The following is a 23402-nucleotide window of genomic DNA, read 5'->3' on the forward strand; positions in this document are numbered from 1 at the left end:
TTTTTCGCGGCCTTTTTCACACCTTTGCCCGGCCACAATTCAATCCCGAACCGGACTCAATACGCCATGCGCATCCGCTTCGACCGCTTCTGACACCAGCGTCTCGAGCGCCAACCCGCGCGTCTCGATGCCGAGTATCCACACCGCCGCCGCAGCGATCGCGAAACACATCGCGCCCAGCGAGAACACACCGCCCTGGCCGAACATCGGCAGCACGACACCCACCACATAAGGGCCGATCAGCGATCCCACGCGGCCGATCGCCGACGCGAACCCCGACCCAGTCGCCCGTGCACCGGTGCCGTAAAGCTCCGGCGTGTAGGTGTACAGCACGGCCCACATCGCGAACAAAAAGAACTGCATGGCCAATCCCGCGCAGATCAGCAGCGTAGGCGTTTGCGCGTGCAGCGCGGTCTGCCCGTAGACATAGGCCATGACCGCGCTGCCGGCGAGCGACGCGATACACGTCGGCTTACGGCCCCAACGTTCGACCAGCCACGCGGCGCACAGAAAACCAGGAATGCCGCCGAGAGAAATCAGTACCGTGTACAGCACCGATTTCGTCACGGCGAAGCCGGCCTGCTGCATCAATGCGCCGAGCCACGACGTCAGCCCGTAGAAACCGAGCAACGCGAAGAACCATAGCGTCCACACCATGATCGTGCGGCGCCGGTAGGCCATACTCCAGATTTCGCGAAACGCACCCTGGCCTTTCGCGGCCGGCGGTTCTTGCAGCATCACGGGCGCACGCAACTGCGTCAGACCCGCCGCTTTCATCACCTTCGCCTCGACCTCGGCGAGAACCTTGTCCGCTTCGGCGAAGCGTCCGCGATGTTCGAGCCAGCGCGGCGATTCGGGCACGACGCGGCGCACGATCAGCACGAACACGGCGGGAATCGCGAGTAGCGCGAACTCGGTGCGCCAGCCGAACTGCGGCAGCACGAAATACGACACCACGCCCGCCGTGATGAAACCCAGCGGCCAGAAGCCATCCATCAGCGCGATCAATCTTCCGCGCGAGGCCGCCGGTACGAATTCGGACAGCAAGGTCTGCGCGATCGGAAATTCCATACCCATGCCCAAACCCAGCAGCACGCGATAAAAGATCAGCGCGTCGACGCTCTGCGCGGTCGAGCACAGATACGACGCGAGCCCCCACAGCACCATGCTCCACTGAAACACCGGGCGCCGCCCGAAACGATCGGCGAGCAATCCGGCGATCGCCGCGCCGATCACCATGCCGAAGAAACTCGAACTCGCAACCAGACCCGCCGCCGCGCTCGACAAGCCGAATTCGGTTTTGATCGAGCCGAGCACGAAAGTCATCGTGCCGAGATCGACCGAATCGAAAAAGAACGCGATGGCAATGATGATGAAGATGGTCCGGTGGTAGCCGGAGAACGGCAGTCGTTCGAGTCTGGCGGCAGCGCTCGCGCGAGGCTGAAAAGCGGTAGACATGTCATCCCCTCGTTGATGCGGCGGCTGCCGCGTGGGTGTTCGGTCAGTGCGTTTTCAGTAGACGCCGACATAAATCGGCCACATAGAAGAAATACGTCAACCGGATGGAACGGGGGCGTCGTCTCTCCAACTGACCACGGCTCAACGACTTAGGGCCGAAGCCGCGCACGCGCCGCGCCAACAATCCGTGCGAGCGCATCCGCGCTCAACCGCGCGGCGATTTTCCGGACGTATTCGTGATGCCGCGCCTGCAACGGTGCGCCGAGTTGCTGCGCGAGCAGATAACGGATCAGCGCGATGCGCCGGTGCCGCAACACGATGCTCTGATCGAGCAGCTCGAGCGCGGCGTGCGCATCGCCTTGATGGCACGCGCGCTCAGTAAGACGCGCGGTGGCTAGACGGGTCGACGTCATGTCGGTCAGCGTCCGGAGAGCGCCGCGAGCGGTGCAGGAGCACACCGCTCACCGCGTGTCACGACATCAGCGGATCGGCCGCATCGAGCATGATCTTGACGAAGTAGTCCGCGAAACTGCGGCGCACGATAATGTCGAAGCTATCCGCGCCGGTGGGCAGCAGCGTCATCGACGCCTTGAAATAGTGGCTCTGCGCGCACTGTCCGTCGCCGAACTGTTTCGGATGCAGATCCAGCGGGCAGCCACGCGCCAGCACCTCGCGCGTACGCGTGCCGCTGATTTCGAGCACCGTATAGCCGCTGCCGATATCCACCGCAGACGCGAACACGCCCGCGAACACCGTCCCCAGCTTTGCCTGCAACGGCGCGGTACGGGCCGCGTCATGCGCGGTTGCCGAGCGCGCCAGCCATTCGTCGGGCCCAAGCCACAGCATGTCGTAGCCATTGCCGCGCGCGACGGTGTTCGCTTTCTCCGGCGGCTGGCAGCCGATCACACCTTCCACCGCCTGCATGAACGCGGCGTCGCGCGTATCGCCGCGTACGTTTACGAGTTCGAGAAACGGCCGCTCCCTCAACCGGAACGCCGCCGACGCCACCGCCTGATGTTTCTTCAGCAGCGCATCCGCGCCCACCAGCGGCGACTCCTGCCACACCCCCGTTTGCTTGCCGACAGCGCGGCTCACGGCCGGTTGCGTACCTCTTGTTTCATTCCACATGTTGACGTGCTCCTTCGCTGTCGTAGAACACCGAACTGGTGACCTTGGCCGCAATCTGCTTGCCGCTCGCGAGCGGAATCGTGACCGTCTCGCCAATCTTGTCGAGACCGCCCTTCACCACCGCCATCGCAATCGAGCGCTTCAGGATCGGGCTGTAATAGCTCGACGTGACGTGACCGAGCATCGGTGCGGTATCGCCGTGGAACGGACCGGCGACGATCTGCGAGCCTTCGGGAATCACGAACGACGGATCGTCCGCGAGCAGCCCCACCAGTTGCTTGCGCCCCGCCTTCGCGGTGTCCGAGCGCGTGAGCGAGCGCTTGCCGAGACAATCTTTCGACTTCGCCACGAGCCCGCCCATGCCGAGGTCGTACGGCGTCATCGAGCCGTCCGTGTCCTGGCCGACGATGATGTAACCCTTCTCCGCGCGCAGCACGTGCATCGTTTCCGTGCCGTACGGCGTGATGTCGAATTCCGCGCCCGCTGCCATCAGCGCTTCCCACACCGCGCGTCCGACGTTCGCCGGCACGTTCACTTCATACGCAAGTTCGCCGGAGAAGCTGATGCGCATCACGCGCGACGCCGCGCCCGCCACCGTGCCTTCGCGATAGCTCATGAACGGGAACGCCGCGTTCGCGAAGTCGATATCGTGGCAGACCTTCTGCAAGACCTTGCGGCTGTTCGGACCGACCACCGCGAAGGTCGCCCAATGGTCCGTCACCGAGGCGAGCCGCACGCGCATGTCGGGCCACTCGGTTTGCAGCCAGCGTTCGAGCCAGGTCAGCACGCGCGCCGCGCCGCCGGTGGTGGTCGTCATCATGTAGTGCTGGTCGGCGAGGCGCACCGTCACGCCGTCGTCGAAGATCATGCCGTTTTCGTCGAGCATCAGGCCATAGCGGCACTTGCCGACTTCCAGCTTGCTCCACGGATTCGTATAGACCCAGTTCAGCAGCCTGGCCGAGTCGGGACCCTGAATGTCGATCTTGCCGAGCGTCGAGGCGTCGAGAATGCCGACGCTCGTACGCACCGCGAGCGATTCGCGCGCCACTGCCGCGTGCATGTCCTCGCCCGGTTTCGGGTAATACCACGGACGCTTCCAGTTGCCGACGTCCTCGAACGCGGCGCCGTTTTCCACATGCCATTCGTGCACGGCCGTCTTGCGCACCGGATCGAGAAACTCGCCGAGCTCGCGGCCGGCGAACGTGCCGAACGTCACGGGCGTGTAGTTCGGCCGGAACGTCGTCGTGCCGGTTTCGGGAATCGTCTTGCCGAGCGCCTGGGCGAGAATCGCCATGCCGTTGATGTTGCCGAGCTTGCCTTGATCCGTGCCGAAGCCCATCGCGGTATAACGCTTCACGTGTTCGACCGATTCGAAGCCTTCACGCGCGGCGAGGAAAATATCGGCCGCCGACACGTCGTTCTGGAAGTCGACGAATTGCTTCGGACCACGCGCCGCGAGCTCGCGGCCACCGACCAGCCACAGCGGCTGCATGCGCGCCTCGGTGATTTCGGCGACGTGCACCGGATTCGGCCGCGCGACGATATAACCGGCCGCACGCGCCGCCTCGACCCCGGCGTCGACCGCAAAACGAATGCCCTGGCCGAGCGTGAAGTCGCCCGCGCACGCGCCGACGCTCGTCTCCGCCTGCATCGCCTTGCCCGGCACGAAGCACGCTATTTCGTCGTGCCAATGCGCCTTGCCGCCGGACTGCGCGAACAGGTGCAGCACCGGACTCCAGCCGCCGGACATCGCGAGCAGATCGCAGGGCAGCTCGCCCTGCTTCGCGCCGACCTGTCCGTTCGAATACGACGCCACGTCCACCGACGCAACCCGCAGCTTGCCGTGCGCCGCCGTCACGGCCACGCCGTTCATCACCTTGACGCCGTAGCGCCGCGCCAGCGCGGGCAGCGTGCCCTTCGACTCGCCCGTGCGCGGATCGACCACCGTCACCTGCGCGCCGGCCGCTTTCAGGTCGAGTGCGCATTGGTAACCGTCGTCATTGTTCGTGAACACCACCGCATTGCGCCCCGGCAACACCGCGTAGCGATGCAGATACGTCGACACGGCCGAAGCCAGCATCACGCCAGGCAGATCGTTGTTGCCGAACACGATCGGCCGCTCATGCGCGCCGGTCGCGAGAATTACGCGCCTGGCGCGGATCTTCCACATCAGTTCGCGCGTGCCCTTTCTCTGCGAGACCGGCAGATGTTCCGTGAGACGCTGCGTGACCGTGACGAGGTTGTGATCCTGATAGCCGAACGCGGTGCTGCGGCACAGGATCTTCACATCGGGCATCTGCCGCAGTTCGTCTTCGATCTTGTGCACCCATTGCAGCGCCGGCTTGCCGTCGATATCCGTGCGGCACGACAGCAGCGAACCGCCGAGTTCCGGCTGATCGTCGACCAGAGTGACGCGCGCGCCCGACAACGCTGCCGCGTGCGCCGCCGCCAGCCCCGTCGGGCCGCCGCCGACCACCAGTACGTCGCAGTGCGCGAAGCATTTGTCGTAGCGGTCCGCGTCGGTCTGCTCGGGCGCTTTGCCGAGACCTGCCGCGTCGCGGATCACTTCCTCGTACTTCGGCCAGAACTTGCGCGGCCACATGAAAGTCTTGTAGTAGAAGCCCGCCGGAATGAAGCGCGCGAACTTCTGGTTGATCGCCATGCGGTCTTTCTCGATGCTCGGCTTCGCGTTCACACTGGTGGCGACGAGCCCCTGATACAGCTCCACTTCGGTGGCGCGCGCGTTCGGCACCGTGTACGCGCCGGTTTCGAGCTGCACGATCGCGTTCGGCTCTTCCACGCCCGCCGTCACGATGCCGCGCGGCCGGTGATACTTCCAGCTGCGCGCGACGAAATGCTCGCCGTTGGCAAGCAATGCGGAAGCCAGCGTGTCGCCCTGATAACCTTGATACTTGCGGCCGTTGAAGGTGAACGTCAGCGAAATCGCGCGGTTGATGCGCCCGCCGGTCGGGAGTCGGTCTTTCTGGCTCATTATGATTTCACCTCGTGTGACTTGCCCTCGTGGTTATCCAAAGCGAGCAGCGGACGATCGAACGTCTCGTAGCCCTGGATCTCGTAGCTCACCGTGTCGCGCTGCGCCTTGAACCAGCGGCGGCAACCCTGCGTGTGCATCCATTGCTCGCGATGCACGCCGCGCGGGTTCTTGCGCATGAACAGGTAGTCGCCCCACTCCTTGTCGGTCAGCTTTTCGGTGTCGAGCGGACGGGCGATGTCCGCTTCGCCGCCGCAGGAAAATTCGGTTTCGGCGCGTGGCCCGCACCACGGGCATTCGATCAGCAACATCTGTTTCTCCTTTGTCGACCAGAGTTGGCGCTTTAGCGCCTTACTCTGGTCCCATGCAATTCGTTGCGGTCGACCAGAGTTGGCGCTTTAGCTGTCGGCCGGAGTTAGCGCTTTAGCGCTTACTCCCGGCCCATGCAGAGCACTTACTCTGGTCCCATGCAATTCATTGCGGTGCATGAACGTTAGTGGGCCACGGCGGCGGCGCCGTGCTCGTCGATCAGGTGGCCGGTATAGAAACGGTCGAGCGAGAACGGCGCGTTCAGCGGATGCGGCTCGTCTTTCGCGATCGTGTGGGCGTAGGCCCAACCCGAGCCGGGCGTCGCCTTGAAGCCGCCGGTGCCCCAGCCGCAGTTGAAATACAGCCCCTTCACGTCGGTCTTGCTGATGATCGGGCAAGCATCCGGCGACACGTCGACGATCCCGCCCCACTGGCGGTTCATCCGCACCCGCGAGAACACCGGGAACATTTCGACGATCGCCTCGAGCGTGCCTTCGATGATCTGGAAGCTGCCCCGCTGCCCAAAGCCCGTGTACTGATCGACGCCCGCGCCGATCACCAGATCGCCCTTGTCGGACTGGCTGATGTACGCGTGCACCGCGTTCGACATCACCACCGTGTTGACGACCGGCTTGATCGGCTCGGACACCAACGCCTGCAACGGATGGCTTTCGAGCGGCAGACGCACGCCGGCCATGTCGGCGAGCGTCGACGTATTGCCCGCGGCCACGATCGCAACCTTCTTCGCCTTGATGAAACCCTTGGTAGTGTCCACACCGGTCACCTGGCTGCCGTCGCGGCGAATCCCGGTGACCTGGCAGTTCTGGACGATGTCCACACCATGCTGATCCGCGCCGCGCGCGAAACCCCACGCCACCGCATCGTGCCGCGCCACCCCGCCGCGGCGCTGAATCGACGCGCCGAGCACCGGATAGCGGCTGTTCAGATTGATAGTCGGCTCGATTTCCTTGATCTGTTCCGGCGTGAGGAATTCGGCATCGACGCCGTTCAGCCGGTTCGCATTCACGCGCCGTTCGGTGTCGCGCACGTCCTGCAGCGTGTGCGCGAGGTTCATCACACCGCGCTGGCTGAACATCACGTTGTAGTTGAGGTCCTGCGACAGACCTTCCCACAGCTTCATCGCTTTTTCGTAGAGCGCGGCCGATTCGTCCCACAGGTAATTCGAGCGCACGATGGTCGTGTTGCGCGCGGTATTGCCGCCGCCGATCCAGCCCTTCTCCAGCACGGCGATATTGCGCACGCCGTGCTCCTTCGCGAGGTAATAGGCGGTGGCGAGACCGTGCCCGCCGCCGCCGACGATCACGACGTCGTATTCGCGCTTAGGCTCCGGGCTCTTCCACTGGCGCTCCCAGTTCTCGTGATACGACATCCCGTTGCGCAACAGGCTGAATATCGAATAGCGGCTCATCTTGGGTCCTTGTTGGTACTTTTGGTACTTTCGGTACTTTTGCTTCGTAGCTCTTCAGCACTCGATGACGTTCACAGCGAGGCCGCCGCGCGACGTCTCCTTGTATTTGGTCTTCATGTCCGCGCCGGTTTCGCGCATCGTCTTGATCACGTTATCGAGCGACACGTAGTGCTGGCCGTCGCCCTTCATCGCCATGCGCGCGGCATTCAGCGCCTTGATCGCGCCCATCGCATTGCGCTCGATGCAGGGAATCTGCACGAGGCCGCCGACCGGGTCGCACGTCATGCCGAGGTTGTGTTCCATGCCGATTTCGGCGGCGTTCTCGACCTGGGTCGGCGTGCCGCCCATTACTGCCGCGAGTGCCGCCGCGGCCATCGAGCACGCGACACCCACCTCGCCCTGGCAGCCCACTTCGGCGCCCGAGATCGACGCGGTTTCCTTGTAGATGATGCCGATCGCCGCAGCGGTCAGCAGGAAGGTGACGATGCCGTCGTCGTTCGACGCGTGCATGAACTTCACGTAGTAATGCAGTACCGCGGGGATCACGCCGGCTGCACCGTTGGTCGGCGCGGTGACGACGCGCCCGCCCGCCGCGTTTTCTTCGTTGACGGCCATTGCATACAGGTTGACCCAGTCGAGCATCGACAGCGGATCGCGCAGCGATTCTTCCGAATGCGAACGCAATTGCGCGCACAGGTCGGCGGCGCGGCGCTTCACGTGCATCGGCCCCGGCAGCTCGCCGCGCACCTTGCAGCCGCGCTCGACACAGGCCGACATCACACGCCAGATCGCGAGCAGGCCATCGCGCACTTCCTGTTCGGGCCGCGAAACGCATTCGTTGCGCAGCGTGATCTGCGCGATCGACAGACCGGTTTCGCGGCAGATGCGCATCAGGTCGTCGCCGGTGCGAAACGGATACGGCACGTCCGCGCCGGCGCGCAGGCCGTTCACGCGGTCGCCTTCGCGATTGACGACGAAGCCGCCGCCAATCGAGTAATACTCTTTCTCCACCAGCAACTGGCCGTTTTCGTCGAAAGCCTGGAAACGCATGCCGTTCGGATGCACGACACCCGAGCCCGGCGCGCCCGGCATCAGCTTGCGGAAGAAGCCGAGGTGCTCACGCTCGTCGAACTTGACCGGGTGTTTGCCGAGCAGCACGAGTTGCTTCGTCTCGCGGATCGCCTGAAGGCGCGGCTCGATCAGGTCCGGATCGATCAGGTCGGGCAGATTGCCTTCGAGGCCGAGCAGCACCGCTTTATCGGTGCCGTGCCCCTTGCCGGTGGCGCCGAGCGAGCCGAACAGATCGGTCTTGACGCGGCGCACGAAGCCGAGCAGGTTGGCGTCTTCGATATGCGAGGCGAAGCGGCATGCAGCGATCATCGGACCGACCGTGTGCGAACTAGACGGACCGATACCGATCTTGAACAGATCGAAGACGCTGACGTTCATGGCGTGCCTTATGCGTTGCGCTGCCGGGGATTGGCTGGGTTCAGATTCGCCTCCATTGCACCAAACGCCAATTTGGACCGATAGAATAAAAACGGCATCGCCGTGGGATAGTGTCGTCAAGCGGTCCGTCCGCAAAGCGCTGCGGCGTATTTGCGATGACTTCTGACGCATTTCCGACAGGCGTTGCCGCCGCCGCTGGCGATGCTGATGCCAGAGCCTGCACGGCCCCGCTGCCGGGCGATAACCTGGCGCTAACCGGGCGTAATGCGGGTGCTATGCTTGATTCAACCCTTTCCTTTACTGGCCGTATGCATGAACCCCGCTGAACCGCTTCCCCTTCAATCCATCGACGGCACCTCGAAGCAGCGCATCCGCTTCGGCATCATCCTGCTGCCGAACTTCACGCTGACGGCGTTCTCGGGTTTCGTCGACCTGCTGCGCCTGTCCGCCGACGAAGGCGATTTCAGCAAGCCCGTGCGCTGTTCATGGAGCGTCATCGGGGAAACCCTGGCACCGGTGCGCGCGAGTTGCGGCATTCAGATCACGCCGTGGGAAACCTTCGACAACGCCGAGCCGTTCGATTACGTCGTCGTGGTCGGCGGCCTGCTGCATTCGGGGCCCGCCGCGAGCGAAGCGACGCTCGCGTTCATCCGCCGCGCCGCCGCGACCGATGCTACGCTCGTCGGCATGTGCACCGGCGTGTTCTCGCTGATGCGCGCGGGTGTGCTGGACGGCCACCGCATCTGCGTGAGCTGGTTTCATTACTGGGATTTCATCGAGCGCTTTCCGTCGGTCAATGAGGAAGCGCTGGTCGCCGACCGCCTGTTCGTGATCGACCGCAGGCGCATCACCTGCTCGGGTGGCCGCGCGTCGATCGACGTGGCTGCGGCGATCCTGCTGCGCCACTTCGAAACCGCCACGGTGCAAAAGGCGCTGCGCATCCTGCTGGTGGACGACATGCAAAAGGGCAACGCGCCGCAGCCGCATCCGCCGGGACTTGCGCCCGCCGCGCATCCGAAGGTGAAGCGCGCGATCCTGCTGATGGAACAGCACGTGGGGCGTTCGCTATCGCTCGACGAACTCGCGCGCAAGCTCGATCTGTCGCCGCGCCAGCTTGAACGCCTGTTCAAGGCGCAAACCGGTAAAGCGCCGCAAGCGTACGCGAAGCAGGTTCGCTTGCGCACCGCCGCGTGGCTGCTGACGAGCTCGGATAAAACCGTTGCGGATATCGCCTCGAGTTGCGGCTTTTCCGACGCGTCGCATCTGGGCCGCGAATTCCGTAAGCAATTCGGCTTGCCGCCCATGATGTACCGCGAGCAGCGCGGCACGGCGGAGCAAGCGCAAGACGGCGCCGGCTATGACGAGACCTTTCCGGGCCGCGCTCAGGCGATCTGAGCCCAGCCCGGCTTATCTGATCCAGGCGCCGTTCAAACGGCGCGAAAACTAAACCATCACTTCCCCGCGACGTAAGCCTTGACCGCCGGCAAACCGTCCTTGCCGTCGAACGTCTTTACGCCCGCGAGCCATTTGTCGAGCACCGCCGGATTCGCCTTCAGCCAGTCGCGCGCCGCCTTGTTCGCATCGATCTTGTTCATGATCGGCAACATCACGTGGTTCTCGATATCGGTCGTGAACTGCAGGTTCGACACGAGCTTCGCGACGTTCGGACACCGCGCCGCGTAGTCGGTCGGCGTGACCGTCAGCACTTTGGCTTCGCCGTAGTTCGGACCGAACACGTCGTCGCCGCCGGACAGATAGTCGATCTTCATCTGCACGTTCATCGGATGCGGTTCCCACCCCAGAAACACGATCGGCTTCTTCTCGCGAATCGCGCGATTCACTTCGATCAGCATGCCCGCCTCGCTCGATTCCACCAGCTTGAACTTGCCGAGGCCGAACTGGTTGCTGTCGATCATCTTCTTGATGAGCGCATTGCCGTCGTTGCCCGGTTCAATGCCGTAGATCTTGCCGTCGAGCTTGTCGTAGTTCTTCGCGATGTCGGCAAACGACTTGATGCCCCCCTGATACGCATAATCCGGCACGGCCAGCGTGTATTTCGCGCCGGTCAGGTTCGGCGTGGGCAGCACGTTGACCTGCCCGGCTTTCCTGAACGGATCGATCATCGGGTCCATGGTCGGAGACCAGTAGCCGAGGAACACGTCGATCTGCTTGCTTTTCACGCCCGCGAACGTGATCGGCACCGACGCGATCGTTTTGGTCGGCTTGTAGCCGAGCCCTTCGAGCACCGTCGACGCGAGACCGGTGGTCGCTGCGATGTCGGTCCAGCCGACGTCGGCGAACCGGACGTTCCGGCAGGTGGCAGGTTCTGCTGCATGGAGAGCCGACATTGACAGCGCGCACAGCGACGCGACCCACAGACGTTTCATGGTTTCCCCCAAGGGTAATTGATGCCGGATTGGATGTTCCAGGCAGATGAAACTAAAACGGACGAAACTAAACGGACGAAACCAGGCAGATGAAACCAGGCGTATGAACCGGTGCCGCAGGCTTTACGCCGACAGCCGCCGCTCGACGCTCGGCGCATGGCCGAACTGCGCGCGGTATGCCTTACTGAAATGACACGGCGAATGAAAGCCGCAGACCGCCGTCACTCGAGCAATCGACGCATCGGTATTGCGCAAGAGTTCGCGCGCGCGCCGCAAGCGCAGCGTCAGGTAATAATGCGTGGGCGACACGCTCAGGAACATCTTGAACATGCGCTGTAAATGACGCTGCGACAAATGCACGAGCCGCGCGAGTTCATCGAGCGACAACGGTTCCTCGATATTCGCTTCCATCAGCCGCACCACTTCGATGAGTTCCGCGCGCGAGAAACCGACGCGTGCGTCCACCGGAATGTGCTGATAATCGGTCGAGCCGCGAATCCGCTCGACGATGAATTGCTCGGACACCTGCGCCGCAAGCGCGCGCCCCAGCCTCATGCCCACCAGGTTGAGCATCAGATCGAGCGGCGCGGTGCCGCCCGTGCAGGTCAGGCGGTCGCGGTCGATCACAAACAACTCGTCGGCGAAACGCACATGCGGATAGCTCTTGTGCAACGGCGACATGTCTTCCCAATGCACCGTGCAGCGATAACCGTCGAGCAGGTCCGCCGCCAGCAGCGCATACGGACCCGTGCAGAGGCCGCCGAGCGGAATGCCTTTCGATGCCACGTCCCGCAGCAACGCGATGACCGTCTCGTCCACATAGTCGCGCACGTGCCAGCCCGCGCAGACGATCAGCACATCGGGCATGCCCGCTTCGGCCAGCGTCGTGGTCGGCTTGACGACGATGCCGTTGCTGGCTCGCGCCGGTTCGCCGTCAGGTGTGATCACCGACCACCTGTAATGCTGCTCGCGGCCCACGTAATTCGCCATGCGCAGTACTTCGACCGCGCTCGTGAACGCGATCATCGAAAAATTCGGCAGCGTCAGAAAGCCGAAGTGCGCGAGCCCGGACAGCGGCGATTCGGGTTGAGCCTCGATGGGCGTGATCGCGTCGCGCTTCATAGGCGGCTCAGCCGTGTTGCGCCGCCGGCGCCCGGCGCACCTTCATTACGTTGCGCAGGCCCGACAGAAGCGGTGCGCGCGCCATGCCCGGCGAGCGGCCGAAACTTTCCGTGATGCGGTCGAGAATGATCGCGAGCATCACTACCGAGAGGCCGCTTTCGAAACCGAGCCCGATGTCGAGGCGCTGAATGCTCGCCAGCACGTCGTTGCCGAGACCGCCTGCGCCGACCATCGACGCGATGATCACCATCGAGAGCGCCATCATGATGGTCTGGTTCACGCCGGTCATGATCGACGGCAGCGCATTCGGAATCTGCACCTTGTAGAGCAGCTGCAAAGGCGTGCAGCCGAACGCTTGCCCTGCTTCGACGATTTCGCGGTTCACATGCTTGATGCCGAGCGACGTGAGGCGCACCGCGGGCGGCATCGCGAAGATCACAGTCGACAGAATCCCCGGCACGCGGCCGAGACCGAACAGCATGGCCGCCGGAATCAGGTAGACGAAGGCGGGCATGGTCTGCATCAGGTCGAGCACGGGCCGCACGATCATTTCGACGTAGCGGCTCTTCGCTGTCGAGATGCCGAGCGGCACGCCGAGCACGAGGCTGATCAAGGTCGACGACAGCGTCAGGCCAAGCGTGATCACCATCTGATCCCAGAAGCCGGTGCCGTAGATCAGCAGCATCGCCAGCAGTGTGAACAGCGCGAAACGCCAGCCGACCCGCCACAAGCCGATGCCGACGAAGAACGCCATCAGCGCCCACATCGGCACGGATTGCAGGCCGTGCTCGATCAGCGCGGCAAAGTTCTCGATGACCTTGCCGATGGAATCGAAGGTTTTCGCGTCGTGGTCGAGCAGGTAGTGGACGCCGTGATCGACCCAGGCGCCGAGCGGAATGATTTCAGACATGGGAACCTCGATGGCGCGTAAGGACGTTCAGCACGTTCGTCTTGTTGACCGAACCACAGTAGAAACCGTCGGCATCAACGACCGGCAGCGGCGCGCGGCTCGCCACCACGCGCTCGACCACGTCGTCGAGCGGCGTGCTGTGGCGAATGCATTCGATATGGTTGACCTGCGGCGACGCGCTGCCGGTCGCATCGCGGCAAACGAAGCCGCGGATCCGGCGTTCGCCGTCGAGCACGAAAGCGTACTCGGCGCTGCCGTTCAGCGTCGCGGCGACGCTCGACGCGTCGATGTGCGGCGAATGCATCAACGGCACGGCGTCGGTCTGCATCAGGTCGCCGGCCGTCAGATAGCGGCTGGTGTCGATGCCTTCGAAGAATGCGCGTACGTAGTCGTCGGCGGGATTCTTGATGATTTCCTGCGGCGTGCCGATCTGCACCACCTTGCCGCCTTCCATGATCGCGATCCGAGTGCCGATGCGCATCGCCTCTTCCAGATCGTGCGACACGAACAGGATCGTGCGCCGCTGCTCGCGTTGCAGGTCGAGCAGCACGTTCTGCATTTCCTTGCGCTTGAGCGGGTCGAGTGCGGAGAACGCCTCGTCCATGATCATCAGCGACGGATTGACCGCCAGCGCCCGCGCGAGCCCCACGCGCTGCTGCATGCCGCCCGAGAGTTGCGCCGGCAGCTTCTCCGCGAACGGCGCGAGGCCGACCTGTTCGAGCACGGCCATCGCCCGCTGCTCGCGCTCCTTCTTGCCGACGCCCGCCACTTCGAGCCCGAACGCCGCATTCGACAGCACGGTGCGCTGCGGCATCAGCGCGAACGACTGGAACACCATGCTCATGTCCTTGCGGCGCAGCGCCGTCAATTCCGAGCGCGGCACGCTTGCCACATCGCGGCCGTCGATCAGCACCTTGCCGGCTGTCGGCTCGACGAGGCGATTGATCAGGCGAATCAGTGTCGACTTGCCGGAGCCGGACAGACCCATCAGCACGAAGATCTCGCCTTCCTTGACTTCGAACGACACGTTGTGGACGCCGACGATCTGACCGGTCCGCGCGAACACTTCCTCTTTCGTCGCGCCGCCTGCCAGCATGCCGATCGCCTGTTTCGGGTTGGTGCCGAACACCTTGCACAGCCCTTCGACCACGACCTTCGGGGAATTCATTGAATGCTCTCCTATGTCGACCCGAGTTAGCGCTTTAGCTGTCGGCCGGAGTTAGCGCTTTAGCGCTTACTCCGGGCCCATGCAGAGCACTTACTCGGGTCCCATGCAAGATACTTGCTGCGTGGCGGACGCACGTCCGCGCTGTGCATACATAGTTGCCAGAAAAAAGTACGGCTAGCCGACTATTTGCGACAACCACATGTGAAAATGCGACAGCGGAATGGCGTCCGGGCCGTCATACGGCACTCGGAGCCCTGCGGGACAAGGGTTTGCGGGAGATTGGAGCGGTCAGCCGGCGTGTCGCGCCCGTGCAAGTGGCGGCGTTGCGGTGCAAAAAGATCGCTTGTCGGGGAGCGGACCGCGAAAGACGTCAATACCGTGCCCGGAAGACATGAACCAGACGGTCGGCGCGCGAAAAGTACCAGACCGCAATGGCTGTCAATACCGGGTACATGCACCAGAGGCGCGCGAGCGCCCAAACTTCAGCGGAAATACTCATTACGCCTCCCCATGCCGAGCACGGACGCCTGTTGGCAAAATGAAACCTTCATGAAACCTGCGCGGCCCGAAGATTCGCTACCGGTCCGGACCGAACAAGCGTCGCGAATGGTGAGCAGCCGGTGAGCAGCCGGTGAGCATCTGGCGAGCAGCAAACGGCAGACCCGAGGCTTGGCACCTCCATCCCGGGCAGCAATCATTATGGCAACCTTAAGGTAACTCCGTGTTACCAATCTCGCATATCGCTTGCACCTACGAACTGCCACCCTGCCTAAACTGCGCTCCATATTCACTGTCACCGCGCTGGACACAGCACGCGATAAAAAAATGACCAAGCACCTGTTAGCGGCAGTTCTCGGCGCCGCGGCGCTCGCGGCATCCTCAGCGGCCTCCGCACACGTCGATGTCGGCATCGGTATCGGCTTGCCGGGTCCGGTGTATGTGCAGCCCGAACCGGTCTATGTCCCGCCGCCGCCGGTTGTCTATGCGCCTGCGCCCGTCGTCCAGTATGGCTACGACGATGACTGGCGTGCTCGCGAATGGCGTGAGCGCCAGGAGTGGCGCGAACGGCAATGGCATCGCCATGAGGAGCACGAACGCGAATGGCGCGAGCGCCGCGGTTGGGATGGGGATTGAGATAAACGAGGCAGCCGCGACATCCGGCCTGGATGAAACACGTTGCGCGACAGGACGCCTCAGAAGAAACTCTGAGGCGTCGCAAGCGGCTACTTATTGCGCAACGAAGAGCATGCCGTGCGGGTCTTGCAGCGCCGAGGCGTTGCCAATGCCGGCGACCACAGGCGTCAGGTGGCCGGACTTCAGATCCAGTTGCATCACCTGCCCCTGCCCTGCACTGTAGGCGTCGCCTTGTTTGAAAGGCGCATCGACCCGGTAGGTCGTGTTGCTCGAGTCGGTGAAGAGCATGAACGTCTTGCCCGTAGCGCCCGGCGCCGGAACGAAGCGCGTATCGTCCACAGGGTAGATCGGACCGTCCTTATCGCTGTACAGCGTCAGAGTGAGGACACTCACGCTTTGGCTCGGACCCGGGTTGCTGATGAACACCAGTTTGCCGTCTGCCTGACTGTCCAGCACGAGCCTGCCGGACGGGTCGATTGCCTCTGAATCCGGATCGGTCAATGCCAGCGTCACCGGCTGATTGAAGGTCGGGTTTGCCGCGCCGCCCACCGACGGCGTGACGTCGATGGCCTGCGCATTACCGGCCAGCACGGGCGTGACATCGAAGGTCGAACCATTTGCGTTCAGCGTAAGGGCGACAACGGTCGGGGCCACGCCAGTCGTCGTCGGCGCCGACGCACTGACGTACACCACACCGTTTAGCAGCTGCATATCGTCGTAGCCGCCGCCGTGAACGGTGGGGTTGACCGTCGCCTGATACGTCTTTTGTGCGCCGGTGGCCAGGTCGATGATCGTCAGCTCGGGATTGCCGTCTTCGTTGGCCATCGCCCAGAGCGTGTTGGTGTCGCTACGCGCCATCAGACCGTCCACGTGTCCGGGCACCGTAAACGTCTTCTGGGCATTGCCGCTCAGGTCGTACTGCACCACCTGATTCGTGATGCCGGCCACGGAGCCGTCCTTTACCTCGCCAGCGTTCTGATAGCCGATGAATACGCTGGAACCCATCATCACGATCGAATCGGGCTTCTGTGTCGCCGACGGTGCCTTTGCGAATACTGAAAGCGAGTAGCCGGACGCCGTCGCCGTGTTAGGAATCGGCGCCGGTGTCGGCGTGCTTATGCTATTACTGCTTCCGCCGCACGCCGAAAGCGCCATGACAACTGAAACCACAAAAGCAATGGAAGTCTTTTTCATTTAAAAGGTATCCTGATTAAATGCATTTCTTTTTTCGCCAAGGAAACGACATCCCTCAACTACGCTGAAACCGTAAATTCCGGCGGTTTCACTTTAGCGGAATGAAGTGTCAATCAAATGACGCAATGAAATGCAGACACACCTGAAAAAGAGCTTCTGCAGCTTCCAGATAACCGGTTGCGACCTGCCGACAGCTCGCAAGAAGCTACGCGCCCTTTGCTTAAGAGACGCTTAAGCGAACGCCTGACTTACTCAGAAATAAGCGCTTTTTTATCCGTTATTTTTGTAAACACAGGATCGCTTATTAATTACAGGCGCAATCAATGTAAGGGGCCGGATAATTGAGCGACGACAGAAACGATTGACAGGCACTGTCTGAATGCAAAACGTAAAGTCTCGCCTCAATCAATGCAAAGAAAATGAAAGCGCTTTTGAAAGAAAATCCATTCCGTTCGCGATCGGTACACTCGCGCGATAAAACCGCAGCCATCCGCGCGGGCGAGGTTCAGAGCGTTGTCAGGAGATGGATACGCCCAGCAGCTTACCGACCCCGAATGTGAACGCCGCAGCGATCAAACCGATCGCCACCTGACGCAGTGCCGAGAACGCTGCGCTTCGTCCGTTAAAGAGCGACGTGAAGACGCCGATCGATGCGAGCGCAAGCATGCTGAGAACGATGCACTGGACGATTGCGTTGAACCCATTCGTCCACAGAAACGGCATGACCGGGAAAATCGCGCCGACCGAGAACAGGCAAAAGGAGACTCCCGCAGCAGACCAGGGATTGCCACCCAATTCGGCGGGATCGAGTCCGAGTTCCTCGCGCGTCAACGTGTCGAGCGCCTTGTCTTTATCACGCATCATCTGCGATGCCACGCGTTTGGCCTCGCCCGCATCGAGGCCCTTGGCGCGATAGATCAGCGCCAGTTCGTGCTCTTCGGCCTCAGGGGAGATCTCCAGTTCCTCGGCCTCTTTCGCGATCTGGGTACTGGCGAGCTCACGAGCATTGGTTACCGACAGCCATTCGCCCAACGCCATCGAGCACGCTCCGGCTATCAGCCCGGCCAGCCCAGTCAACAGGATGGCATTGTTGCCAGTGCCGGCGCCTGCCACGCCCATGATCAGGCAGAAGTTCGAGACCAGCCCGTCGTTCGCTCCCAGCACGGCCGCGCGCAGATCGTTACCCGACGATACGCCCTTGTGCCACGACTCCGCTGCCGCAATCCGCGCGCCTTGCGACATGTCCGGGTCGCCGCCGCCGTGAGCCAGCGTCTGAACCACGGCGGCGTGGTGATGCTCATCGGCCGACAGGCGCGCGGCGTCTGGTTGTCCGTGGTATTTGTTGCGATCCGCGTACTCGGCGGCGGCGAGCGTGGGCAAGACGAAACCCGCGCCGAAAATTCGCACCAATGCCTGCATCAGGCGGGTTTTGACAGCTTGCCCAGTCCCCTTCGGCTGGATTCCGTTGGCCTTCAGCTTGTCGGCCCACACCTGCGCGTGTTCGCGCTCGGACCTGGCGAGGTCGCTATATACCTGCTTGCGAGTGTCGTCCTTCTCCACCTTCGCAAGGGTTTCATACAGCGCGGCACTATGAAGCTCATCGGAAAGATTGGCTCTGTACCGCCTTACTTCATGTTTGGATGCCATGGCGAAGTGTCCGCATATCGAGTCGTCAATAGCAAAGCGTACTCGATTCACGCGCGGAAATCACAAAGCCCCCAAGACGCGTCTTGAGCGAGAACGTCAACGGTTCTCATCACGATTCGGGTCCGCATGATTCATCGCTTAAGACTTGCTTGAGCGGGTGCCCCTGAAGCGCTGCGCACCCACTATCGCGTGGCAATTTTCGCGCTTCGAAAACACGAAGAGAACGCTGGGTTCCGCCTAAGGAGAAGTTAAGGAAAGCTGCTTATTCTGTGCGAACGCATCGACCGGATTGGCCGGCGCGGCACCCTCACACTATTGGAGAACCATCATGAAAGCACTCAAACGCATCATTCTCATTGGGTCGATCCTTGCGGTTCCGACGCTCTCGTTTGCACAGCAAACGAACACACCCATGAACGACGCAACGAAAGACTCATCGTCCGCTGCCTCGATGCACGATGCGCAGAGCAACCAGCCGGGTTCGCCCTATCAGCAGCCTTCGCGCAAGCCGTCGGCTTCTGCCGACAGCTCGGGATACGGCGGCCCTCTCGGAGGTTCGTCGCAGTGGTCGGCGGCGCGCCCGGTTGGGAAGCATTCGCCGGTGTTCGACCACTGAGAACCCGTGCGTTGATGCCCTGCACTCCCGCGCTGTCCGCAAGATGCCAAACCAGCGGACAACTGACAGCGCGGGAGTCAACCGCGTCTTCATTCAGAAAGCCGCCGTGCTCACGTCGTGCTCATTGTGCAGCCGGCGCAGTCCGATATCCTCGCCGGCCCATAGCCAAAGCGAGCATGGCTGATACGGCAAGACTCGCTGCAACCACGTAAAGTCCGGCAGCGTATCCGCCCGTGACGGATTTCAGCCAGCCAATCGCAAACGGACCGACGAACCCGCCAAGATTGCCGATCGAGTTGATCATGGCGATGCCCGCGGCCGCGCCTGCGCCCGAAAGAAACGTGCTCGGCATGGCCCAAAGCGGCGCCTTCGCCGCGCTGATGCCGACGTTCACGACCACCAGCGCCAGCACCACCGCAACCGCGCTGTCGGCAAAACCCGCCCATGCGAGCCCGATACCTGCCGCAACGCACGGAATGACCACATGCCACGTGCGCTCGCCGCTGCGGTCGGAATGGCGGGCCCACAGCACCATGCCGATCACGGCCAGCACGCTCGGAATCGCGTTCAACGCACCCGTGCCGAACGCGCTAAAGCCGAACTGGCGAATAATCAGCGGCGCCCACAGACCTAACGTGTAAAGGCCTGCCGAAGTCCCGAAGTAAATCATCGACATGACCCAGACGCGCGGATCGCGCAGTGCGGCGAGCGCGCCCGCTGCGTGGCCTGCCTGCGACTCGCGCCCCAGGCGTTCTTCGCGCAAGGTTGCAATGAGCCACGCTTTCTCATCGGCGGCGAGCCACGTTGCCCTGTCGGGCGAGTCCGTGAGCGCCTTCAAAACCACCAGTCCGAGCACCACCGCCGGAATCGCTTCGATGATGAAGAGCCACTGCCAGTCCTTCAATCCGAACAAGGCAGGCATCTGCATGATGGCGCCTGAAATCGGCGAACCGATCGCGGTCGACAAAGGCGCTGCCGCCATGAATGCGGCAGCGGCGACAGCCCGCTGCCGGGCCGGGAACCACTGGCTGAGATAAAGGATGATGCCGGGGAAGAAACCGGCTTCGGCGACACCGAGCAAAAACCGCAGCGTGTAGAACGAGTTCGGCCCGACAACGAACGCGGAGGCGGCGGAAACCAGGCCCCACGTCACCATCACGCGCGCAATCCAGATGCGCGCACCGACCTTGTTCAGAATGAGATTCGAGGGCACCTCGAACAGGAAGTAACCGAGAAAGAAGATGCCGCCGCCCAGCCCGAACATGGTCGGCGAGAGGCCGAGGTCCTTGTTCATCGTCATGGCTGCAAAGCCGACATTGACGCGGTCGAGAAAGCTGACAAAGTAAAGCAGCATCACGAACGGCAAAATGCGCCAGGTCAGCTTGCGAACCACACGGGCTTGCAATTCGGCTTGCAATTCGGCTTGCGATTCGGCTTGCGATTCATGGGTCATGCCTGTCTCCTGGTGAATCCGCCCGTGACACGCTGGTCCGGGCGTTATGTTTTTGTATAGCGTGCGCCTTGCGTTCAGGCGGCCTGGGACTCGACGGCCGAATCCGCCGCGAGGATCGCGCACACGGCATCGGTCACCTGTGCCGTGGTGGCCTTGCCGCCGAGGTCGCCGGTGTGCAGCGCGGGGTCGGCCGTGATGCGTTCGATCGCCTCCATCAACTTGCGCGCGGCGACGCGCTCTCCGAGATGCTCGAGCATCATCACGACCGACCAGAACGTGCCGACCGGATTCGCGAGGCCCTTGCCCATGATGTCGAACGCAGAGCCGTGAATCGGCTCGAACATCGACGGATAGCGGCGCTCAGGGTCCAGGTTCGCCGTCGGCGCGATGCCCAGGCTGCCGGCGAGCGCCGCCGCGAGGTCGCTCAGGATATCCGCATGCAAATTGGTCGCCACGATGGTGTCGAGCGTCGCGGGCCGATTGACCATGCGCGCGGTCGCGGCGTCGACGAGTTCCTTGTCCCATTGGACGTCGGGAAACTCTTTCGATACTTCCAGCGCGATCTCATCCCACATGACCATCGCGTGGCGCTGGGCATTGCTCTTGGTAATCACCGTCAGCAGCTTGCGTGGCCGCGACTGCGCAAGACCGAACGCGAAACGAAGAATCCGCTCGACGCCCGCTCGGGTCATCATCGAGACATCGGTGGCGACTTCGATGGGATGGCCCTGGTGCGCACGTCCGCCCACGCCGGAATATTCGCCCTCCGAATTCTCGCGGACGATGACCCAATCGAGATCCTTCGGGCCACAGCGTTTTAGCGGCGCGTCGATGCCGGGCAGGATGCGGGTCGGGCGCACATTGGCATACTGGTCGAACCCCTGACAGATCTTCAGGCGCAACCCCCACAGCGTCACGTGGTCCGGAATGTGCGGGTCGCCCGCCGAGCCGAACAGAATCGCATCCTTGTCGCGGATGGCATCCAGACCGTCGGCCGGCATCATCACGCCGTGCTGCCGGTAGTAGTCGCCGCCCCACGTGAAATTTTCGAATTCGAACTTCAAGCCGTTGCTTCGCGCGGCGATTGCTTCGAGCACTCGCTGGCCCGCCGGCACGACTTCCTTGCCGATGCCGTCGCCGGGAATGGTTGCGATGCGATAGGTCTTCACTGGCGTCTCCATGATGTTGAACGTATGGCTGCATCGTAGAGCGAGGAAGCGGCATGAAAACGCTGCTAGACTCAAAGCATCCTTAAGCTGAAGTTGACAATCGACTGTGCCAATGACTTCGTCGATACAACCGGACGACCTCGCCTTTTTCTCCACGCTGGCCGCTAGCGGCAGCCTGACAGCCGCCGCGCGCGAACTCGGCTTGAGCACGGCGGCAGTGAGCAAGCATCTGGCGCAGATGGAATCACGCGCCGGCGTGTCGCTCGTCAACCGGACGACGCGGCGTATGAGCCTCACCCCGGAGGGCGAGCTGTACCTCGCGCGCGCGAGGCGCATCCTCAGCGAGATGGACGACCTTGCGCAGCTGCTGGGAGGTTCGCAGGCGGCCCCGAAAGGCCTGCTGCGAGTCAACGCGACGCTCGGTTTCGGCCGCAGTCACGTGGCCCCGCTGATATCGAAGTTCGTGCGGCGCTTTCCGGAGGTGGACGTGCAGTTGCAGCTGTCTGTCGATCCGCCGCCGATCAGCGACGACGCCTTCGATGTCTGCGTGCGTTTCGGTGAACCGCCGGATGCCCGTGTGATTGCGCGCAGAGTGGCGCCGAACCGGCGGCTCCTTTGCGCCGCGCCGGCTTATTTTGCAAAGCGGCGTCCGCCGCGCAACCCGGCAGAGTTGTCGCAGCACAACTGCATCGGCATTCGACAAGGCGACGACGGCTACGGGCTATGGCGGCTGACAAGCGGACGAGGTGCGGCCGAAAAAACCGAGACAGTGCGAGTGCGCGGCAATCTGACCACCAACGACGGCGAAATCGCCGTGAAGTGGGCGTTGGACGGACATGGCATTCTGATGCGAGCCGAATGGGACATTGCCGAGTATCTGGCCGATGGACGCCTGATCCATGTACTGCCGGAATACCGCACGCCGGGAGCGGATATCTACGCCGTGTATCCGCAACAGTTACAGATGACCGCGCGGGTCAAGGCGTTCGTCGATATGCTGATAAAAACGCTCGGCGCGCGTTGAGCGCGGACATTTTCAGGCAGACGGCGACACCCGGCCTGATTCCGAACCAGCGGCCGCGCGCGCCATATTCCGCACCGCGCGACCGCCGCCTTCGTTACTGACTCGCGCCGGTCCCGATCCCGGCCTTCTTCTGCGCATTCTGCAGATCGGTCGGATAGTTCGGGTCGTTCCTGCCCGGCTGATAGCCTGCGTCCTCCAGTTTCTTCAGTTCAGCGTTTTTCTTCGCGCGGGCCTGTTTGCGGGCCGCTTTGCGCTCTGCCCTGGTTGGCTTCGCGCTGCTCGCCATGCCGGGTTTGGCGACCTCGGCTGTACTGTCGCTTGCGCCTTGAGCGGCAGCGAGCGGAATGCTACCTGCGACCATGGCCGTGACTGCGAGCCCAAGCATGACTCTTTTCATGGCAAAGAACTTCATCTGATATCCCCTCTGAATAGTTGGCAAAGGTGGTGAAGCCTTTCTGCAAATCTTCTTGCACAACAACGAACGCGGACAATGCATCTCACGTTCGCCGGATGGAAGCTTACAGCCAAATGAACCTTGCTGGTCTGATGGCGCAGCTCTCCTTGACTGCGGCGGCGAATTGTCAGCCATCCGCACCGCCCTCTGCCGTAGTCCGACGCAGGGCCGCAAAGGCCGAGTAGCTACCCCGTTAGCAGCCGGCAACACTTGCCTGAGTTCTGCAATGCAGATCTTCCTGATATGCGATCACAAGCCGGAGCTGGCCTTGTTCAAATTCGCCTAGACACTATGACTCCCGTGAGGCAAAGGCTGGCCTGCCGTGAGGAATCAGACGCGGGTTAGCATTGCTGCCAGAG

At 62.6% G+C, this 23402-nt stretch carries 20 protein-coding genes; 4 read left to right on the forward strand and 16 right to left on the reverse strand.

Translation table 11 applies throughout. The features are described from left to right. Positions 1–39: 39 nt before the first annotated feature. From AC3WLT_RS24110 to AC3WLT_RS24140, 7 genes are all read right to left on the reverse strand, one after another. Complete coding sequence (locus AC3WLT_RS24110) at positions 40–1458, reverse strand: MFS transporter (protein WP_492594191.1); 1419 nt, start codon at positions 1456–1458, stop codon at positions 40–42. 149 nt (positions 1459–1607) lie between these two features. Further along, complete coding sequence (locus tag AC3WLT_RS24115; RefSeq protein ID WP_492594192.1) at positions 1608–1871, reverse strand: hypothetical protein; 264 nt, start codon at positions 1869–1871, stop codon at positions 1608–1610. A gap of 58 nt (positions 1872–1929) precedes the next feature. Beyond that, on the reverse strand, positions 1930–2586 hold the full coding sequence (locus AC3WLT_RS24120) for a sarcosine oxidase subunit gamma (RefSeq protein WP_492594193.1): 657 nt from the start codon (positions 2584–2586) through the stop codon (positions 1930–1932). Beyond that, entirely contained in the window at positions 2576–5578 is a 3003-nt protein-coding gene (locus AC3WLT_RS24125) for a sarcosine oxidase subunit alpha family protein (RefSeq protein ID WP_492594194.1), read from the reverse strand. Before AC3WLT_RS24125 ends, AC3WLT_RS24120 begins: the two co-directional genes overlap by 11 nt. After that, entirely contained in the window at positions 5578–5889 is a 312-nt protein-coding gene (locus AC3WLT_RS24130; RefSeq protein WP_492594195.1) for a sarcosine oxidase subunit delta, read from the reverse strand. Before AC3WLT_RS24130 ends, AC3WLT_RS24125 begins: the two co-directional genes overlap by 1 nt. Positions 5890–6071: 182 nt before the next feature. Further along, positions 6072–7316 carry a sarcosine oxidase subunit beta family protein gene (locus AC3WLT_RS24135; protein ID WP_492594196.1) on the reverse strand — a complete coding sequence of 415 codons (1245 nt, stop codon included), beginning with the start codon at positions 7314–7316 and terminating at the stop codon, positions 6072–6074. A gap of 54 nt (positions 7317–7370) precedes the next feature. After that, entirely contained in the window at positions 7371–8765 is a 1395-nt protein-coding gene (locus AC3WLT_RS24140) for an L-serine ammonia-lyase (RefSeq protein WP_492594197.1), read from the reverse strand. A gap of 312 nt (positions 8766–9077) precedes the next feature. On the opposite strand from AC3WLT_RS24140, the gene AC3WLT_RS24145 reads away from it, so the two are divergent. Further along, positions 9078–10160 carry a GlxA family transcriptional regulator gene (locus AC3WLT_RS24145; RefSeq protein ID WP_492594198.1) on the forward strand — a complete coding sequence of 361 codons (1083 nt, stop codon included), beginning with the start codon at positions 9078–9080 and terminating at the stop codon, positions 10158–10160. A gap of 56 nt (positions 10161–10216) precedes the next feature. On the opposite strand, the gene AC3WLT_RS24150 is transcribed toward AC3WLT_RS24145, so the two are convergent. The 4 genes from AC3WLT_RS24150 to AC3WLT_RS24165 all read right to left on the reverse strand — a co-directional run bounded on the left by AC3WLT_RS24150 (position 10217) and on the right by AC3WLT_RS24165 (position 14352). Further along, on the reverse strand, positions 10217–11152 hold the full coding sequence (locus tag AC3WLT_RS24150) for a choline ABC transporter substrate-binding protein (RefSeq protein ID WP_492594199.1): 936 nt from the start codon (positions 11150–11152) through the stop codon (positions 10217–10219). Between the two features lie 123 nt (positions 11153–11275). After that, complete coding sequence (locus AC3WLT_RS24155; RefSeq protein WP_492594200.1) at positions 11276–12274, reverse strand: GlxA family transcriptional regulator; 999 nt, start codon at positions 12272–12274, stop codon at positions 11276–11278. Between the two features lie 7 nt (positions 12275–12281). Then, positions 12282–13184, reverse strand: a complete 903-nt coding sequence (gene choW / locus AC3WLT_RS24160; RefSeq protein WP_492594201.1) for a choline ABC transporter permease subunit — start codon at positions 13182–13184, stop codon at positions 12282–12284. Next, on the reverse strand, positions 13177–14352 hold the full coding sequence (locus AC3WLT_RS24165) for a quaternary amine ABC transporter ATP-binding protein (RefSeq protein ID WP_492594202.1): 1176 nt from the start codon (positions 14350–14352) through the stop codon (positions 13177–13179). The genes choW and AC3WLT_RS24165 overlap by 8 nt, the downstream gene beginning before the upstream one ends. Positions 14353–15177: 825 nt before the next feature. Here AC3WLT_RS24165 and AC3WLT_RS24170 point away from each other — a divergent pair. Continuing rightward, positions 15178–15486: a hypothetical protein gene (locus AC3WLT_RS24170; RefSeq protein ID WP_492594203.1), complete on the forward strand. Its 309-nt coding sequence runs from the start codon at positions 15178–15180 to the stop codon at positions 15484–15486. A 93-nt stretch (positions 15487–15579) separates the two neighbouring features. Here AC3WLT_RS24170 and AC3WLT_RS24175 read toward each other — a convergent pair whose 3' ends face one another. Then, positions 15580–16680: a hypothetical protein gene (locus AC3WLT_RS24175; RefSeq protein WP_492594204.1), complete on the reverse strand. Its 1101-nt coding sequence runs from the start codon at positions 16678–16680 to the stop codon at positions 15580–15582. A gap of 516 nt (positions 16681–17196) precedes the next feature. After that, the gene (locus AC3WLT_RS24180) at positions 17197–18327 is read right to left on the reverse strand and encodes a VIT1/CCC1 transporter family protein (RefSeq protein WP_492594205.1); all 1131 of its coding nucleotides are present in this window, start codon (positions 18325–18327) and stop codon (positions 17197–17199) included. Between the two features lie 328 nt (positions 18328–18655). Here AC3WLT_RS24180 and AC3WLT_RS24185 point away from each other — a divergent pair, with 328 nt between their 5' ends. Further along, the gene (locus tag AC3WLT_RS24185; RefSeq protein WP_492594206.1) at positions 18656–18943 is read left to right on the forward strand and encodes a hypothetical protein; all 288 of its coding nucleotides are present in this window, start codon (positions 18656–18658) and stop codon (positions 18941–18943) included. Between the two features lie 121 nt (positions 18944–19064). On the opposite strand, the gene AC3WLT_RS24190 is transcribed toward AC3WLT_RS24185, so the two are convergent. Then, positions 19065–20360, reverse strand: a complete 1296-nt coding sequence (locus AC3WLT_RS24190; RefSeq protein WP_492594212.1) for an MFS transporter — start codon at positions 20358–20360, stop codon at positions 19065–19067. 110 nt (positions 20361–20470) lie between these two features. Beyond that, positions 20471–21565, reverse strand: coding sequence for a tartrate dehydrogenase (locus tag AC3WLT_RS24195; RefSeq protein WP_492594207.1), 1095 nt, complete (start codon positions 21563–21565; stop codon positions 20471–20473). A 112-nt stretch (positions 21566–21677) separates the two neighbouring features. Between AC3WLT_RS24195 and AC3WLT_RS24200 the strand changes: the two genes are divergently transcribed. Then, positions 21678–22589 carry a LysR family transcriptional regulator gene (locus AC3WLT_RS24200; protein ID WP_492594208.1) on the forward strand — a complete coding sequence of 304 codons (912 nt, stop codon included), beginning with the start codon at positions 21678–21680 and terminating at the stop codon, positions 22587–22589. Positions 22590–22683: 94 nt separating this feature from the next. Here the strand turns inward: AC3WLT_RS24200 and AC3WLT_RS24205 are convergent, their stop codons facing one another. Then, positions 22684–23001 (reverse strand): hypothetical protein, encoded by a 318-nt coding sequence (locus tag AC3WLT_RS24205; protein WP_492594209.1) that lies wholly within the window; start codon positions 22999–23001, stop codon positions 22684–22686. Positions 23002–23402: the final 401 nt, after the last annotated feature.

The organism is Paraburkholderia sp. FW306-2-2C-D06C (genome assembly GCF_058781505.1).